The following is a 16,115-nucleotide window of genomic DNA, read 5'->3' as shown; positions in this document are numbered from 1 at the left end:
GCCGTATCGGCGTGCCGCCTCCTGGGGAGTGGGCGGCACGCCCTGCAGATTCGGTTCCAAGGGTGGGGGGTTCATGCAGCGTGACGCCGTGGGTCTGTCCGGAGGCGGACGGCCCGTGACGGGTTCGGCCGTGCTTCGGGCCGGGCGCCGAAGAGCCATGCGGAGCCGGGAGCGGCAGAAGGCACCGTGGTACGTGCCGGCCGCCCTGGCGACAGACGTCATGGGGACCGCGCTACCGGTCCTCTTCGTGTTCGGTGCCACCGGCCAGCCGCATCCCTTCGCCGCCGCCTTCACCGCGGCCGCGGTGTGGGTGGGCGTACAGGCCGTGTACCGGCGCTACGGGCAGGAGTCGCTGGGCGAGTCCCGGGGCTTCCTGTCCACCCTGCACGACTGGCTGACCCTGCTCGGGCTGCTGGCCGTGCTGCGGGTGTTCACCGCGGAGGACTCGGCACCCGGCGTGGCGTTGCTCGCCCTGGCCCCGGCCCCGTTGCTGACCAGTCTGTGCCGGGCTGTCACCCACCGGCACCTGAAGGCCGAGCGGCGGGAGGCGCACGCGGTGCGCCGGGCGCTGGTCGTCGGCGAGGCCGGGCCCGTGGACCGCGTGGTGGAACAGCTCGCCGCCGGCACCGACCACGCCTACGTGGTGATCGGTGCGGTGACCGTGGGCGCGGGCGGCCCGACGGCCCTGCGCAGCGGCGTGCCGCAGGCCGGACGGCTACCGGAGGGGACCGCGCCGCTCGCACCGGACCCGGCGCCGGCGCCGGACGACGGCACGACCGTGCTGGCGGCCGCCCGCCGCCACCGCGCCGAGCTGGTGCTGGTGGTACCGGGCGCGGCGCTCACCGGCGACCGGCTGCGACGGCTGTCCTGGTCCGTGCAGGACGCGGGTCTCCCGCTGGTCGTCGCGTCCGGGCTGACCGAAGTGGCGCTGCGCCGCGTACGGCTCGCCACCGTGGCCGGACTGAACCTGCTGCACGTGGCGCCGCCCGTGCGCCGCGGCCCGCAGCTGGCGCTGAAGAGCGTGCTGGACCGGGTCGGGGCCGCGCTCGGACTGCTGGTGCTGGCCCCGCTGTTCGCGCTGACGGCTGCCGCCGTGCGGCTGGACTCGCCGGGGCCCGTGCTCTACCGGCAGACCCGGATCGGGCACGACGGGGCGCCGTTCACGATGTGGAAGTTCCGCTCGATGGTCGTCGACGCCGACCGGCTCCGGCTGACGCTGGCCCCCGCCGACGAGCAGGACGGACCCACGTTCAAGATCCGCCGCGACCCGCGCATCACCCGCACGGGCCGGGTGCTGCGCCGCACCTCGCTGGACGAGTTGCCGCAGCTGGTGAACGTGCTGCGCGGCGAGATGTCGCTGGTCGGCCCCCGGCCGCCGCTGCCGGAGGAGGTGGCGGCGTACGACGCGGTGGAGTCGCGACGGCTCGGGGTCAAGCCCGGGATGACCGGCCCCTGGCAGGTCGGCGGGCGCTCGGACCTGTCCTGGGACGAGAGCCTGGCCCTGGACCTGCGCTACGCCGACAACTGGTCGCTGACCACGGATCTGGACGTGCTGGCCCGCACGTTCCGCGCCGTCGTCGACGGACGCGGAGCGTACTAGGTGGCGGGGCGGGAGCCGGCCGTGGTGGAGCGGATGCCGGGGCCCGGGCAGGTCCTAGACGAGGGAGGCCGGGCGGTCCGTCGCCTCCGCCCGGCCGAGGCGGTCGAGCCACCAGCGGTAGGTGTCCCGGATGCCGTCGGCCAGCGGGATCTGCGGCGTGAACCCCAGCGCCCGCAGCCGGGACACGTCGAGCAGCTTGCGCGGCGTCCCGTCGGGGCGGGAGGTGTCGAAGGCGATGCGGCCCTCGAAGCCGACGACGTCCCGGACGGTCTCGGCGAGTTCGCGGATCGTGAGGTCCTCTCCGCAGCCGACGTTGACGGGAGCGTCGTCGTCGTAGGTCCGCAGCAGCAGCGAGCAGGCCGCCGCCAGGTCGTCGACGTGCAGGAACTCGCGCCGCGGGGTGCCGCTGCCCCACAGCACGACCTCGTCCCGGCCCGCGGCGCGCGCCTCGTGGAAGCGGCGGATCAGCGCGGGCAGCACGTGCGAGGTCTCCAGGTCGAAGTTGTCGCCCGGCCCGTACAGGTTGGTGGGCATCGCCGAGATGTACGACGCCCCGAACTGGCGGCGGTAGCCGCGGATCTGCGTGATGCCGGCGATCTTGGCGAGGGCGTAGGGCTCGTTGGTCGGCTCCAGCGGACCGGTCAGCAGCGCGTCCTCGGAGATGGGCTGCGGCGCGTGCTTGGGGTAGATGCAGGACGAGCCGAGGAACAGCAGCCGGGGCACCCCGGCGGCGTGCGCACCGGCGACGACGCTGAGCTGGATGCGCAGGTTGTCCTCCAGGAAGGGCACCGGCTGCCGCTGGTTCGCCATGATGCCGCCGACCTTCGCCGCCGCCAGGACGACCGCGTCCGGCCGGGCGTCGCGCAGGTGGCGCTCCGTCCGTTCGGCGTCGCGCAGGTCCAGTTCCGTGCGGTCACGGGTGAGCACCTCGTGTCCCTCGGCGGCGAGGCGGCGGGCGACGGCGGAGCCGACCAGGCCGCGGTGCCCGGCGACGAAGATCCGGGCGGGGGCCGGCAGCAGCGGTATCGAAGGCGTCATGAACCGGATTCTGCCAGTGGCTGACCGACCACGCGGTGTTCACGCGCAATCGTTCCACATGAGACCACATTGTCACGCTTGTCATGTTCTTTGACCGACCTGGGGGTTGTCGATGACCAAGAGCGCACTGATCACGGGGGTCACCGGCCAGGACGGCTCGTACCTGGCGGAGCTGCTGCTGTCGAAGGGCTACACGGTGCACGGACTGCTGCGCCGCTCCTCGTCCTTCAACACCGCGCGGCTGGACCACTTCTACCAGGACCCGCACGAGGCCGAGCGGCGGCTGATACTGCACCACGCGGACCTGACCGACGGCGTCGCGCTGGTGAACCTGCTGCGCGACCTGCGGCCCGACGAGGTGTACAACCTCGGCGCCCAGTCGCACGTGCGCGTCTCCTTCGACGCCCCGCTGTACACCGGTGACGTCACCGGCATGGGCACCGTGCGGCTGCTGGAGTCCATCCGCGCCAGCGGCATCGACACCCGCATCTACCAGGCGTCCTCCTCCGAGATGTTCGGGTCCGCTCCCCCGCCGCAGAACGAGGGCACCCCCTTCCACCCGCGCAGCCCGTACGGCTGCGCGAAGGTCTTCGGCTACTGGTCGACCGTCAACTACCGCGAGGCGTACGACCTCTTCGCGGTGAACGGCATCCTGTTCAACCACGAGTCGCCGCGCCGCGGTGAGACCTTCGTGACCCGGAAGATCACCCGCGCGGTGGCCCGCATCCGTGCGGGGCTCCAGAAGGAACTGTTCCTGGGCAACCTCGACGCGGTGCGCGACTGGGGCTACGCCCCGGAGTACGTCGAGGCGATGTGGCGGATGCTCCAGCACGACACCCCCGACGACTACGTCGTCGCCACCGGCGAGGCGGCCTCGGTGCGCGACTTCCTCGGCGCCGCGTTCGGCGCGGCCGGCATGGACTGGGAGGAGTACGTGCGCTTCGACGCCAAGTACGAACGGCCGACCGAGGTGGACGCGCTGATCGGCGACGCCTCCAAGGCCGAGAAGGTACTGGGCTGGAAGCCGCGGGTGCGCTGGCCGGAGCTGGCCCGCGTGATGGTCGAGGCCGACATCGGCGCGCTGGAGGCGGAGCTCTCCGGCGAGACGGTCCGCATCGACCGCTGACCCCGCCCCACGGGCCCTCCCGGGTCCCGCAGACCACCGGTGCCGCCCGGCACCGGCAGTACCACCGGAACCACTTGAGCCACCGAACCACTTGAACCACCGGGGCCACCCGGAACCGTGAGAACGAGGTGCAAGCGATGGGCAGTACGAGCAAGACCGGGGGTCGCCGGCGCAGAGCCGGCGCACTCGCCGCGGTACTGGCGCTGACCGCGGCGTCCTGGACGGGCGCACAGGTCACCGGCGCCCCGGAGGCGGAGGCCGTCACCCCGCCGGTCGCGTTCACCGCCGACGACCTGCCGACGTGGCAGACCAACGGCGTGGTCTGGGCACTCGCCCAGGCGGGCGGCGTGGTCTACGCGGGCGGCACCTTCTCCGCCGTCCGCCCGCCTGGCGCGGCGCCCGGCACGGACGAGACGGGAGCGCTCAACTTCGTCGCGCTCAACGCCGCCACCGGCGCCCCGGTCCAGGGCTGCGACCTGTCGTTCACCGTCGGCAGCGGCACGGCGACCGTGCGGGCGCTCGCCGTCTCCCCGGACGGTTCGACGCTGTACGCCGGCGGCAGGTTCGGGGCTGTGAACGGCACCTCGGTCAGCAACCTCGCCGCGGTGAACCTGGACGACTGCTCGGTCCGCACCGGCTTCAAGGTCGGGGTGTCCGCCACCGTGCGGGCGCTGGGCGTCACGGAGGACACCGTCTACCTCGGCGGCGACTTCACCTCGGTGGAGAACAACAGCCGCGGCTACTTCGCGGCGGTCGGCACGGACGGTGCGCTCAAACCCTGGAACCCACAGGCCGACAGCGGGGTGGGACGCGCGCTGGAGGTCACACCCGACGGCGAGAACGTCGTCCTCGGCGGCGACTTCTTCTACGTCCGCGACCGCTATTCGCACGCACTCGCCGTCGTCGACGCCGACAGCGGCGCACTGACCCGGCGGTACGGCGGGAACTTCATCGACGACAACTCGGTCGTCAAGGGCCTCACCACCGACGCCACCGGCGTCTACACCGCCAACGAGGGCACCGGCGGCGGCGTCTTCGACGGCCGCATCGCGCTCGACCTGGACGATTTCGGCCAGCGCTGGCGCGACACCTGCCTCGGCGCCACGCAGGACGTCGTGGTGCACGACGAGGTGCTCTACAGCGCCTCGCACGCACACAACTGCCGCAGCATGGGGCAGTTCCCCGAACTGCACGAGCGTCAGCACCTGCTGGCCGAGTCGGTGCACGACCCGACTCCGCTGCTCAGCTGGTTCCCCGACACCGACGACGGTCCGTCCGGCACCGAGCAGATCGGTCCGCGCGCGATGGTGGTGTCCGCCCGCGGCGGCACCGACTACATGTGGGTCGGCGGCGAGTTCACCCGCATCGTCACCCACGGCAACATGCGGCAGCAGGGCCTCGTCCGGTTCGCGACCGGACCGGACACCGGTGCGCCCACGGTACCCGACGAGGTCGGCGCGGCGAACGTCTCCGACGGCGTGCGGGTGAGCTGGCGGGCCTCGACCGACGAGGACGACAGCGCGCTGACGTACAAGGTCTACCGGAACGGCTCCAGCGAACCGGTGCACACCCTGACCGCCGACTCGGTGTTCTGGGACCGGCCGACGCTCCGCTTCACCGACACCGAGGTGGACGGCGGCACGACCTACAGCTACCGGATCACGGCGAGCGACGCGGGCGGCGCCAACACCAGCCAGGCGTCCCAGAGCGCCACGGTGACGACACCGGGCACCCCCTCGCAGATCACCCTGGAGGTTCCCGCCGAGGCCGACACCTACGTGAACGGCTCCGCGGGGTCCGCCAACTACGGCGGGCACCAGCAGCTCGCGGTGCGCGGCACCTCCGCGTACCAGTCCTACCTGCGGTTCGACCTTCCCGAGGCTCCGGCCGGCATGACGCTGACCGGCGCCACGCTCACCCTCACCACCAGCGGCGACTCCTACGCCGCGTCCGCGGACGACCACACCGTCGTGCCGGTCACGGGCAGCTGGTCCGAGGGCGGCACCACGTGGTCGACCAGACCCTCGCTGGGAAGCACGGTGCTCGGCACCCTGGAGGCCCCGTCGGCGCTCCAGACCGGCTACCCGGTCACGCTCGACCCGGCAGGGGTCGCCGGCTCGCTGGACGGCCCGCTGAACGTGGCGGTGACCAGCCAGGGCACCGACAGCCTGTGGGTGTGGGCCCACGAGGCCGGGGAGAACCGCAGCCCGAAGCTCAGCCTCACCTTCGAGGCGCCGTGAGGGCCCGCACCCTCCGGAACGCCGCGGCGGCCGTCGTCCTGACGGCCGCCGTGGCGGTCGCCGGAACCGGATGCGGCAGCGGCGAGGACCCCGCACCGGACCGCGGGACCACGCCGGGGGCCGCGAGCCCGTCACCGGACGCCTCCGCGGCCGGTCCGGGCGACGGCGAGCCGGCCCCGGAGAAGAAGGAGAAGGGCAGGGCCGCCGAGCAGCCGACGGTGCCGAAGGCGGAACTGACCCCGGCCACCGGAAGCTTCACGGGGAAACAGAAGGAGTACCTGGTCGACCGGGTGCCCGAGGGCTACGAGCCGGCCGCCGTGCTGGAGGCCGGGCAAGCCGCCTGCCAGCGCATCGGACGCACCGCGAAGGTCGACCGGAAGGCGGCCGTCGGCGCGCTGCGGTCCGGCGAGATCGCCGACGCGAAGGACGCCGTCCTGCACCTGTGCCCGAAGCACAAGCCCCTGCTCCAGGCCGCCGGCCTGCTCGACTGAGGAGAGAGAACCGCGTGCGCAAGCTGCCCATCGTCGTCGCGATACCCACCCGGAACGAGGCGGAGAACATCACGGCGGCCGTCCGGTCCGTCGTGGACCACTTCGAGGCCGTCGTCGTGGTCGACTCGGACAGCACCGACGACACCCGCGCCCTCGCCAAGGCGGCGGGGGCGGAGGTCGTCTCCTACACCTGGGACGGCAAGTACCCGAAGAAGAAGCAGTGGTGCCTGGACCACGTCCGCCCCGGGACCGACTGGATGCTGTTCGTCGACGGCGACGAGAGAGTCGGGCCCGAACTGCTCGCCGAGCTGCGGCGCATCTTCGACGTCCCGCCGGGCATGACGGTGCGTCCGGCCGCGTTCGACATCCCGCTGGGCTACTGGTTCGCGGGGCGGCGGCTGCGGCACGGCTACACCATCGTCAAGCGCGCCCTGCTGGACCGCACGCGGGCCCGCTTCCCGGAGCCGGACGACCTGCGGGCGCCCGGCATGGGCGAACAGGAGGGCCACTACCAGCCGTTGGCCGACCCGGTGGTCCGGCTGAAGGGCACCATCGAGCACGAGGACCTGGACCCGGTGCGCACCTGGTTCGACCGGCACAACCGGTACGCCGACTGGGAGGCCTGGCTGGAGCACCACCCCGAGGTGCGGGAGCAGATCCGGAAGGCCAAGACCCGGCAGGGGCAGCTGTTCCACCGGGCGCCGTTCAAGCCGCTGGTCTCGTTCGGCTACGCCTACCTGGTCAAACGCGGTTTCCTGGACGGCCGGGCCGGCCTGGACTACGCGCTGGCCATGAGCTTCTACCGGTGGCAGATCGGGCTCAAGACCCGCGAGTACGGGTGGCTCGCAGACCGCCCGGACGCGCCGCGATGACCCGCTCGTAGATCTCCTGGAGGGTGTCCACGACACCCTCGAGGGTGAAGCTGTCCCCGATCAGCCGGTGGGCCGCCGCCGACGCCTCGGCGTTGGCGGCGGGGTCCAGCAGCTCCAGCACCGCCTGGCCCACGCGCTCGCCGTTGTCCGCGTCGGGACGGCTGTCGACCAGCCGTCCGGCACCGGCCGCGCCGACGTCCGGGGAGAGCCCTCCGGTGCGGGTGACGACCACGGGCAGCCCCACCGACATCGCCTCCAGCACCGACACCGCGAACGGCTCCACGATCGCGGGCAGTACGTAGACGTCCGACGCGCGCAACCGGGCCATGACGGCGTCGTGGTCCAACGGCCCCACGTACTCCAGCGCGTGGCCGACGCCGAGCGACCGGGCCAGCGCGAGCATGTCGTCGGCCATGGCGCCGGTGTCGGGGCCCGCCAGCACGAAGCGCGTGTCGGGGTACTTCGCCAGCACGGTGGGGATCGCGGAGACGAAGTCCTGCGGCCGCTTCCGCTCCTGCACCCGGGCGAGGTAGAGGACGGTGGGCGGCCGCCCGTCCCGCTCCGGCCGGCGCTGCTGCGGTTCGACGCCGTTCACCAGCCGGTAGGCGGGCGCCATCGGCTCGGGCGCCACGACGGCGGCGGTGTCCCGGCGCTCCTGCTCCGTCAGGTGGAGCACCGCGTCGGCCTTCTTCAGGACCCTGCGCAGCCCGAGCACGTCGACAAGCTGCGCCGCGCGCTTCTCGGTCGGGTCGATCATCCCGTGCGTCTGGAGGACCAGCGGACGGCCGCACTGCAGCGCCGCCAGCGCGTAGGGCAGCGTGACCAGGTCCCGCATCAGATGGACGTGCACCACGTCCGCGGAGCGGACCAGGCGGCGCGCGTCGGCCAGCAGGGACGGCGAGGTGATCCCGCTGACCTCGAAACGCGGCAGCACGTGCCGCGCCTGGTACAGCCGGGCCGGCACACCGTCCACCTCACGCGGCATCTCACCGTCGAACCCGTCGCCCAGCGCGACCATCGCCGCCTGCACCCCGCGGGCACGCAGCCCGCGGGACAGGTTGAGCGCCACCCGCGTCGGACCGCCGAAGTCGTGCGTGGGCGTGTGCAGCGTGACGACATGCAGAACCCGCAACGTCTCTCCCCTCCCCTGCGCGCCCTCCCCATGGCGCGCGAAATCCGGATCAGCTTAGCTTCGACCCGCGTTGTCCGGGTGCCGATCGCTACACTGCGGGAGGATCGGGGAGGTTTCGGGGGACTCGGGGAAGTCGTTGGACTCCGGGCTTTCGGGTTTCGGGCTGTCGGGGTTTCCGGCTGTCGGGGAGCGAGGGGGACGCATGGCGGTCGACATACGGCCCGGCGCCGCGGTCCCCGCTCCCGCCGCCGCACCCGACGCGGGCCCGCGCGCGGCCCTGTCCCGGGCGCTGGCCGTGCCCTTCGCGCTCGGCCTGGTCGCCGTACTGCCCGGCTGGGTGGCGACCCAGCCGGGCCCCGGCGCGCACGACGAGGCGTTCTGGCTCCAGCTCACCGTCTGCGTCTACGCCGGCGCCCGGCTGACCGCGATGGTGCTGTCCGCGCGGCGCCGCCTCGTGCAGGGCTCCTTCTGGCTCTTCGTCTACATCGCGATGGGCATCGCCCCGCTCGCCCAGACGGTGCTGGACCGGGTGCCGACACCGGTGGTGGGCCCGCGTTCGGACACCGTCCTGGCCGTCGCCCTGGTCCTGGTGGGCGTCGTCGCCTTCGACGTGGGGGCGCTGCTGGCCCGGCACCGGCCGTCGGTGCGCCGCGTCGTGCCCCGGGCCGCGGCCTCGGTGCACCGCCCCCGGCTGTACGCGTTCGTGGTGTTCTCCTGGGCGGCGAGCGCCCTGATGGTCGTGCGACTGGGCGGCCTGGGTGTGTTCTTCAGCAGTCGGCAGGAGATCAGCGAGAGCGTCGCCGGTGCCCTCGGGCCGGCGGCGGGCGCGGCGGCCGTGTCGCAGGCGGGTTCGGCGTTCCTGCGCGGCTTCGGCACCGTTCCGGCGCTGCTCGCGCTGCTGCTGCTCACCCGCTGGCTGGTGACCTCGCGGACCGCCCGCCGCCGGCCTCTCGTCCCCCTGCTGTGGGTGGTGACGCTCGGCGTGAACGCCGTGGTCAACAACCCGATCTCCAACCCGCGTTACTGGTTCCTGACCGTCCTCTTCGCGCTCCTGTTCACGGCGTTCCCCCGCAGCCCCGTGATGTACCGCAGCGCGCTCGCGCTGGGTGCGGTGGTGGCGCTCGTGGTGTTCCCCTTCGCCGACCGCTTCCGGTACGCCGAGGACAGCGGCCCGGCCCGGGAGACCGAGTCGGTGCTGGTGCCGCTGACCCTCAAGGACTACGACCAGGTCGGGATGATCGCGAACACCGTCTCGTTCGCGGACGCCGGCACCGGCCACACCTACGGCCGGCAGCTCTCCGGGACGCTGCTGTTCTTCGTACCGCGCTCGGTGTGGAGCGGCAAGCCGGAGGACTCGGGCGTGCGGGTCGGCGAGTGGATGGGCATGAACAACACCAACCTGTCCTCCCCCTTGTGGGCCGAACTGTGGCTGGACTTCGGCCCGTTCGGCATGGCCCTCGGCTTCGTCGGAGTGGGCTACGCCGCCTCCCGTGCGGATCGCCGGTACGTGTCGCAGACGCTGGACGACCCCCGCCCGGGCCACGTGATGGCCGTGGTGATCCCGCTCGTCGCCGGGTACGGCTTCATTCTGCTGCGCGGCCCGCTGCTCCAGGCGAGCGGCCGCGTGGCGATCGCCGTGCTGTGCCTGGCCCTTGTCACGACCTTCCGGCCGGATCCGCGGCGGATGCTGCGCTGACGCCGGAGGCGTGCCCGTCCCAAGTACGCACCACGGCCGCGGTCCGCAGCCAGCCGGCCGCCGCCTTGGCCACCGAACCGGCGCACAGCCCCCAGGCCGCGCCGAGTACGCCGCCGAGCGCGTACCCGGCGAGCAGGCAGCCCACCGAGACCGAGGAGAAGACGACCTGGAGCGGCAGGGTGGTGCGCGGCCGCAGCACGCGCAGGGCGAGCAACGCGCAGGTGCCCAGTGCCATCGCGGCGTACTGGCTGCCGGTGGCGGACAGCAGCGCGGACGACGCGTCCCAGGTGTCACCGAGCAGCATGCGCCCCGCGCCGTCCGGCAGCAGCGCCAGCACGACGGCCCACGCCCCGGCGACGGCGGCCAGGACGCCGCCGGTGACCGCGGCCGTACGGGCCTTGCCCACGGGGCTCACCAGCCGGTTCAGCAGGGGTGGGCCGAAGCCGGTGGCGGCGTTGAACAGCACGTTGAGCGGGCCGAAGAGCGTGGTGGCGCCGCGCAGGGCGCCGACCGCGAGCGGCGTGGCCAGCAGGCCGAGTCCGATGACGGCGAGCTGGGTGCCGGCGTTGCCGACGGAGAACTCGACGGCGAAGCGGCGCCCCAGGTGCCCGCGGCGCAGCAGGCGTCGCGGCTCGGTGGCGGCCTGCCGCACGCGCGGCGCGAGCAGCAACAGCCCGGCGACCAGGGCGGGCAGCGCGGACAGCCCCCAGACGGCCACCAGCCGCGCGGGGGACGCCTGGTGGGGCTGCACGGCGAGCACCGGAACGGCCACGGCGAGGCGCAGCAGGTCGGCGACGAGGGCCCGTCCGGGGAGGTGGAGCGCGGAGAAGGCGTAGCGGAGGGCGTCCTGGGTGAGCACGACGGGGAGCACGAGCGCGAGCGCCAGCATGCCGTCCGTGAGCCGCTGCCCGTACCCGTCGACGCCGCTGCTGACGCCGCCGCCCGCACCGGCGCCCGCGGTGAGCGGCCACAGCACGAGGGCCGCGCAGGCACCGAGGACCGCCGCGCCGGAGGCGGTGAAGGCGACGGCGGAGCGGCATGCGGTGCGCACGGCGCGCGTCTCGCCGCGTTCCAGCACCAGTGCCTGCCCCACGTAGGCGGAGGACAGGCCGAGCAGCACCGCGAAGACCGTGTAGACCACGGAGAACACCGCGAATCCTGCGGCCGTCGACTGCCGGGCGGCCACGACGAGGACGGCGATGTTGGTCAGCGCCGCCACGCCCTGGTCGGCGACCGAGCAGAGCACGGCGCGGCGCGCGGTGGGCCGCCGCCCGTCGGGCGCCACGCTCACCTGTGCGGCGCGCCGTCTTCGATGTCGGCGCGGTCGACGATCCGGAGCCCCACCGTGTCCACGCCGACCTCCCGTGCATCCACCGGCTCACGGCGCTGCCGCTCCGCTTCGCGGGCGCCCGCACGGTCCCACTCCCTGGTCACCGAGGAAGCGTCGGACGTGGTGCGGTCGCTGCGGGAGCTCGTCTCCGGAGCCGGCTGCCTGCGCGGGGCGCGGCCCTTCGTCTCCCGCGCCGCGCCGCCCTCGGAGTGCAGCACGGCGCCGAGCAGCACACCGCCGGCCCCGACGACGAGTTCGCGCACCCGGTCCAGGTCGTCGCGCCGCACCTCGCGTGGATCGCAGACCACGAGGACGGCGTCGACCCGGTCGGTGAGCGCGATGGCGTCGGCGTAGGACAGCACGGCCGGGGCGAGGACGACGAGGACCGAGTTGCGGGCCTCGGCCCGGCTGATCAGACGGGTCGCGGCCGAGGAGGTGAGGGCGCGGGGCACGTTCCGCACCCGGCGGCCCGGCACCAGGTCGAACACGCCGGACTCCCCGGCGTCGATCGGCACCCGGCGGCCGGCGGGCCAGTCGCCGACCTCGTCGTCCGCCGACTCGGCCCAGCCGGGCCGCATCCCGTCGGCGTGGTGCAGCTGGTCGCGCAGCACCGGCGTCCGCAGGTTCGCCTCGATGAGCAGCGCGTCCCTGCCCATCTCGGCGAACGCCGCGGCGAGGTTGACGGACGCCGCCAGGACGCTGTCGATGCCGCCGCGCGGCGCCACGACCAGCAGCCGCCTTCGCTGCGCGAACGTCTCGTCGTAGGCGAGGCGGAAGGCCACCGAGCGGTACTCCTCGGCGAGCCGGCCCTCGGCGAGCAGCGGCTCCGGCTGGCCGCGCCGCTGCTTGGGCAGGACGCCCAGGACGGGGGCGCGCAGGGCGCGGACGACGTCCCCGGGGGACCGTACGGTCGGGTCGAAGACCAGCCGGACCCAGGCGGCCAGCAGGCCGAGCCCCACCCCGACGAAGGCGCCGAGCACGAGGAGGAGCACCAGGCCGGGCCCGGAGGGCGCCTCGGGCGCGGTCGCCTCGGACACGACCCGGCCGGGTGTGGTGTCCAGCGCCTCCAGCTGGCTGATCCGGCTGTTGATGTCCGCGATCTGGCCGACGAAGGAGGTGTGGGAGGAGACGACGGAGTCGTAGCCCTCGCCGCCGCCCACGGTGTCCAGTTCGGCGGCCAGCCGGTCCCGTTCCTCCACGAGCGGCTTCCGCTGCTCCTTGTACGAGCCGATCATGTGCTCGATGCGGTCGTCGGTCTCCTGCTGCCGGAAATCGAGGTAGGCGCGGGCGAAGGCGTTGGCGCGCTCCGCGGCTTCGACGGGCGACTCGGCCGTGTACGCGAAGCGGAGCACCACGGTGTTGGGCGGGTTGGTGACCTGGAGGTCCCGCGCCAGGCCCTCCGCCCGGCCGGTGGGCAGCCCGAGGTCCCGGGCGGCCTGCCGCGAGACGACCCGGCTGAGCGCCGTGCGGCGCTCGGAGCCCATGCTCACCTCCCCGTCGGTGCCGAGCTCCTGCATGGCCTGGGAGCTGGGTCGCAGGGCGACCTCGTTGGAGGCCGTGTAGGAGTCGCCGCGGGAGAGGGCCAGCGCGAGCCCGGCGAGCACACCGAGCACCACCCCGACGGTGATCAGCGTGCGGTAGCGCAGCAGCTGCCGGAACTGCTCCCGCAGGAGGTCGGGTTCGTCGTGGGCCTGCACGACCCGGCCCGACACGTCGCCCGGTGCGCCCTCTCTCACAGCAGTGCCTCCTTCTCCCGGGCCGCCACCCGGCCCTCACCGGCCGTCAGCGCCTCGTCGAGCAGTTCGGTCATGCGGCGCAGGCCCGCCGCCCGGCTCAGCCGCGCGGACACGTACGCCGGCCCGCGAGCGCCGACCGCGGCCGCCGCCTCGGCGTCGGACGCGACGGCGCGGACGGCGCGGAGCAGCGCCGCCGGGTCCTCCGGGGGCACCAGCTCGCCCGCTCCGGAGCGGCGCACCTCCTCGGCGGTGCCGCCGCCCGCCGCGACGGAGGCGACGACGGGCCGCCCCGCGGCGAAGTAGGAGGTCAGCTTGGAGGGGACGCTCATGTCGAGCACGGACGCCCGCTGGGTGACGGCGAGGACGTCGGCCGCGGCCAGCACGTCGGGGAAGGCGTCCTCCTCGGCGGGCGGGCGGAACTCCACGTTCGGCAGCCCGGCCGCACACGCGCGCAGGCGGGCGCGCTGGTTGCCGTCGCCCATGAGGACGAACAGCACCTCGGGTGCCTCGCGGGCCGCCTCCACCAGCACCTCCAGGCCCTGCTTGAGGCCCATGTTGCCGGAGTGCAGCACGACGGTGCGGTCCTCGGGCCAGCCCAGGGCCCTCCGGGTCTCGCGCCGGGACGCCCTGGGCGCCGCGACGTGCGACCAGTTGGGCACCAGCCGCACGCGGTCGCGGGGCACGCCCGCGGCGGCCACCCGTTCGACGAAGGACTCGTGGATGACGCCGACCAGCGTCGCGCCGCTGAGCACGTGCCGTTCGACGGCCGCCGCGACGGCCGCGGCCCGGTCGCCGCCGCGGATGCCGCTCTGCGCGGCGGCGGCGCCCATCAGGTCCTGCACCACGGGCACGAAGGGCACGCCGTACCGGCGGGCGAAGTGTGCGGCCAGCACGCCGCCCGCCAGGCTGGGCAGTTGGGCGACGACGACGTCCGGGCGGGCCGTGCGCGGCGGGAGGAGGGCCCCGTGCGCGAGGATCGACGCCTCGTACAGCGCGCGCCGCACGGCGGTCTGCCGGGGCGGCACGGTGTGCCGGCGCCGGTGCACGCGGACGCCGTTCCGCCTCTCCGTGCGGGCCCAGGCGCTCCGGTAGGCCGGGTCGGTGCGCCAGGCGGGGTAGTGCGGCATGCCGGCCAGCACGTGCACCTCCGCGCCCTCGGCGGCCCAGTGCTCGGCGGTCTGCGTGGCGTAGGGGCCGATGCCGGCCTGCTCCGGCGCGTAGTTGGTGGACACCAGCAGCACTCTTCGGCCTGCGAACGCTCCGGGTGCACCCGTCGACGCGGACATACGCGTACCCCTCCCCCTCGATGTGTCCGCCGCGTGGCGCGGCGCCCCCGATACCCCGAAGCGGCAGCCTAGCGCCGCGAGCACATCATCTGCACAACAAGGTCCCGATTTCCTCGGTTTATGGAAAGATCTGCCCGCGAGGGCGCCGGAGGGGACCGGCCTGCCCGACCGGACATCCGGATCCCGTGGGGGGAAGCGGCACATGACGCACACCGTCGGCTACGCGCCGGGCGCGTACGACCTGTTCCACGTCGGCCACCTGAACCTGCTGCGGCACGCCCGCAGCAGGTGCGACTACCTCGTCGCCGGGGTGGTGTCCGACGAGATGGCCGAACGGGCGAAGGGTCGCCCGCCGGTGGTCCCGCTGGTCGAGCGCCTGGAGATCGTCCGCAGCATCCGGTTCGTGGACGCGGCGTTCGTCGAGACGGTGCCGGACAAGCTGGAGACGTGGCAGCAGATCCGCTTCGACGTCCTCTTCAAGGGCGACGACTGGCGGGGCACCGCGAAGGGCGACCGGCTGGAGGCGGACTTCCGCACCGTGGGCGTGGACGTCGTCTACTTCCCGTACACCATGCACACCTCCAGCACGCAGCTGCGCCGCGCCCTGGACGCGCTGGCGCCCCCGGCCGTCACGACGGCGGTCGCGGGGCGGACAGCTCCCGGAACCACTTGACGCAGAACGCGACGAGGAACGCCGCGTGTACGGCGGCGAGGACGGCGTACCCGGTGCGGAACGCCGTCTCGCTGCCCAGCAGCAGGAACACGGCGCAGAACACGCCGTAGTCCACCGGCAGCAGCGCCACCGCCCGCAGCGCCGACGGCGCCGGGCGCGGCGCCCCGGGTGCGGGCCTCGGCTTCAGCTTGTCCGTCAGCAGACCGCCGAAGAAGATCACCACGGCCGCGAACTGGAACCCGAGCGGCAGCAACAGCCATGCCGGGTCGGGCAGATCGAAGAAGCGGAAGAAGGCCACCAGCACCGCCGCGTGCAGCGCGGTGATCTTCGCGCAGTCCACGACGTGGTCCAGCCACTCCCCCGCCGCACTGCTCTCCTTGCGCAGCCGGGCGAGCTGCCCGTCCGCCGAGTCGAACGCGAAGCCGACCGCGAGCGCCGCGTACACCGCGAACGCCAGCGGCCACGACGGCGGCAGCGCCGCCAGCGCGCCGATCCCCGCGAAGCTGAACGCGGCGCTGACGCCGGTCACCTGGTTCGGGGTCAGCCCCGCCCGGTACGCCCCGGCCGCCAGCACCCTGCCCGCCGGCCGGTTCACGTACCGCGAGTACAGCGACACCCCCTTCGCGCTCTTCTGCGCCTCCCGCAACGCCCCGAGCGCCTCCCCGTACGACCCGTACCCGGCCCGCTCCCCCACCTGCGTCATGCTCCCGCCCCTCCCGATCGGCTCCCCACCGCATCCTGTCACCGGCGTCCTCTTCGCGCTCACCGGACTGGCAGCCCGTACGTGTTTCGGCGAGCGGAGGACCGGCAGGGGCCGACCGCCACAGCGTCACCTGCGGAGCAACGCCTTCCGCCAGCGTCGTCAACGAATGAGGCGCGGCAGTCCCAGAGCGGA

General features: G+C 73.8%; 13 protein-coding genes. 7 read left to right on the top strand and 6 right to left on the bottom strand.

Annotated elements, in window-relative coordinates; translation table 11 throughout:
• The first annotated feature begins 220 nt into the window (after positions 1 to 220).
• The gene (locus RM572_RS12305) at positions 221 to 1,600 is read left to right on the top strand and encodes a sugar transferase (RefSeq protein ID WP_311673350.1); all 1,380 of its coding nucleotides are present in this window, start codon (positions 221 to 223) and stop codon (positions 1,598 to 1,600) included.
• A 54-nt stretch (positions 1,601 to 1,654) separates the two neighbouring features.
• Here RM572_RS12305 and RM572_RS12300 read toward each other — a convergent pair whose 3' ends face one another.
• On the bottom strand, positions 1,655 to 2,638 hold the full coding sequence (locus RM572_RS12300) for a GDP-L-fucose synthase family protein (RefSeq protein ID WP_311673349.1): 984 nt from the start codon (positions 2,636 to 2,638) through the stop codon (positions 1,655 to 1,657).
• A 112-nt stretch (positions 2,639 to 2,750) separates the two neighbouring features.
• Between RM572_RS12300 and gmd the strand changes: the two genes are divergently transcribed.
• From gmd to RM572_RS12280, 4 genes are all read left to right on the top strand, one after another.
• Positions 2,751 to 3,764 (top strand): GDP-mannose 4,6-dehydratase, encoded by a 1,014-nt coding sequence (gmd, locus tag RM572_RS12295; protein ID WP_311673348.1) that lies wholly within the window; start codon positions 2,751 to 2,753, stop codon positions 3,762 to 3,764.
• A gap of 137 nt (positions 3,765 to 3,901) precedes the next feature.
• Positions 3,902 to 6,004 carry a CBM96 family carbohydrate-binding protein gene (locus tag RM572_RS12290; RefSeq protein ID WP_311673347.1) on the top strand — a complete coding sequence of 701 codons (2,103 nt, stop codon included), beginning with the start codon at positions 3,902 to 3,904 and terminating at the stop codon, positions 6,002 to 6,004.
• On the top strand, positions 6,001 to 6,495 hold the full coding sequence (locus tag RM572_RS12285) for an RAD23 family protein (RefSeq protein ID WP_311673346.1): 495 nt from the start codon (positions 6,001 to 6,003) through the stop codon (positions 6,493 to 6,495). Before RM572_RS12290 ends, RM572_RS12285 begins: the two co-directional genes overlap by 4 nt.
• Before the next feature lie 14 nt (positions 6,496 to 6,509).
• Entirely contained in the window at positions 6,510 to 7,367 is an 858-nt protein-coding gene (locus RM572_RS12280) for a glycosyltransferase family 2 protein (protein WP_311673345.1), read from the top strand.
• Here RM572_RS12280 and RM572_RS12275 read toward each other — a convergent pair.
• Positions 7,315 to 8,499 (bottom strand): glycosyltransferase, encoded by a 1,185-nt coding sequence (locus RM572_RS12275; protein ID WP_311673344.1) that lies wholly within the window; start codon positions 8,497 to 8,499, stop codon positions 7,315 to 7,317. The two genes, RM572_RS12280 and RM572_RS12275, sit on opposite strands and share 53 nt — an antisense overlap.
• Before the next feature lie 202 nt (positions 8,500 to 8,701).
• Between RM572_RS12275 and RM572_RS12270 the strand changes: the two genes are divergently transcribed.
• Positions 8,702 to 10,195: a hypothetical protein gene (locus RM572_RS12270; protein ID WP_311673343.1), complete on the top strand. Its 1,494-nt coding sequence runs from the start codon at positions 8,702 to 8,704 to the stop codon at positions 10,193 to 10,195.
• Here the strand turns inward: RM572_RS12270 and RM572_RS12265 are convergent.
• From RM572_RS12265 to RM572_RS12255, 3 genes are read right to left on the bottom strand one after another with little or no spacing between them, the layout of a single operon-like run.
• Entirely contained in the window at positions 10,155 to 11,486 is a 1,332-nt protein-coding gene (locus tag RM572_RS12265; RefSeq protein ID WP_311673342.1) for an MATE family efflux transporter, read from the bottom strand. The genes RM572_RS12270 and RM572_RS12265 overlap by 41 nt on opposite strands.
• On the bottom strand, positions 11,483 to 13,261 hold the full coding sequence (locus RM572_RS12260) for a lipopolysaccharide biosynthesis protein (protein WP_311673341.1): 1,779 nt from the start codon (positions 13,259 to 13,261) through the stop codon (positions 11,483 to 11,485). The genes RM572_RS12265 and RM572_RS12260 overlap by 4 nt, the downstream gene beginning before the upstream one ends.
• The gene (locus tag RM572_RS12255) at positions 13,258 to 14,547 is read right to left on the bottom strand and encodes a WcaI family glycosyltransferase (RefSeq protein WP_311673340.1); all 1,290 of its coding nucleotides are present in this window, start codon (positions 14,545 to 14,547) and stop codon (positions 13,258 to 13,260) included. The genes RM572_RS12260 and RM572_RS12255 overlap by 4 nt, the downstream gene beginning before the upstream one ends.
• Before the next feature lie 202 nt (positions 14,548 to 14,749).
• On the opposite strand from RM572_RS12255, the gene RM572_RS12250 reads away from it, so the two are divergent.
• Complete coding sequence (locus tag RM572_RS12250; protein WP_311673339.1) at positions 14,750 to 15,220, top strand: adenylyltransferase/cytidyltransferase family protein; 471 nt, start codon at positions 14,750 to 14,752, stop codon at positions 15,218 to 15,220.
• On the opposite strand, the gene RM572_RS12245 is transcribed toward RM572_RS12250, so the two are convergent.
• A complete protein-coding gene (locus tag RM572_RS12245; RefSeq protein WP_311673338.1) occupies positions 15,177 to 15,923 on the bottom strand; it encodes a CDP-alcohol phosphatidyltransferase family protein in 747 nt (248 codons plus the stop codon). The genes RM572_RS12250 and RM572_RS12245 overlap by 44 nt on opposite strands.
• Positions 15,924 to 16,115: the final 192 nt, after the last annotated feature.

The sequence above is a fragment of the Streptomyces hazeniae genome (assembly GCF_031845485.1).
Classification (GTDB): Bacteria; Actinomycetota; Actinomycetes; order Streptomycetales; family Streptomycetaceae; genus Streptomyces; species Streptomyces hazeniae.
This window is presented reverse-complemented; position numbering and strand designations above follow the sequence as displayed.

Coding starts and splice junctions, on each gene's coding strand:
- RM572_RS12250 (WP_311673339.1), top strand. CDS start 14,750: ATGACGCACACCGTCGGCTACGCGCCGGGCGCGTACGACCTGTTCCAC.
- RM572_RS12255 (WP_311673340.1), bottom strand. CDS start 14,547: ATGTCCGCGTCGACGGGTGCACCCGGAGCGTTCGCAGGCCGAAGAGTG.
- RM572_RS12290 (WP_311673347.1), top strand. CDS start 3,902: ATGGGCAGTACGAGCAAGACCGGGGGTCGCCGGCGCAGAGCCGGCGCA.
- RM572_RS12300 (WP_311673349.1), bottom strand. CDS start 2,638: ATGACGCCTTCGATACCGCTGCTGCCGGCCCCCGCCCGGATCTTCGTC.
- RM572_RS12245 (WP_311673338.1), bottom strand. CDS start 15,923: ATGACGCAGGTGGGGGAGCGGGCCGGGTACGGGTCGTACGGGGAGGCG.
- gmd (WP_311673348.1), top strand. CDS start 2,751: ATGACCAAGAGCGCACTGATCACGGGGGTCACCGGCCAGGACGGCTCG.
- RM572_RS12305 (WP_311673350.1), top strand. CDS start 221: ATGGGGACCGCGCTACCGGTCCTCTTCGTGTTCGGTGCCACCGGCCAG.
- RM572_RS12270 (WP_311673343.1), top strand. CDS start 8,702: ATGGCGGTCGACATACGGCCCGGCGCCGCGGTCCCCGCTCCCGCCGCC.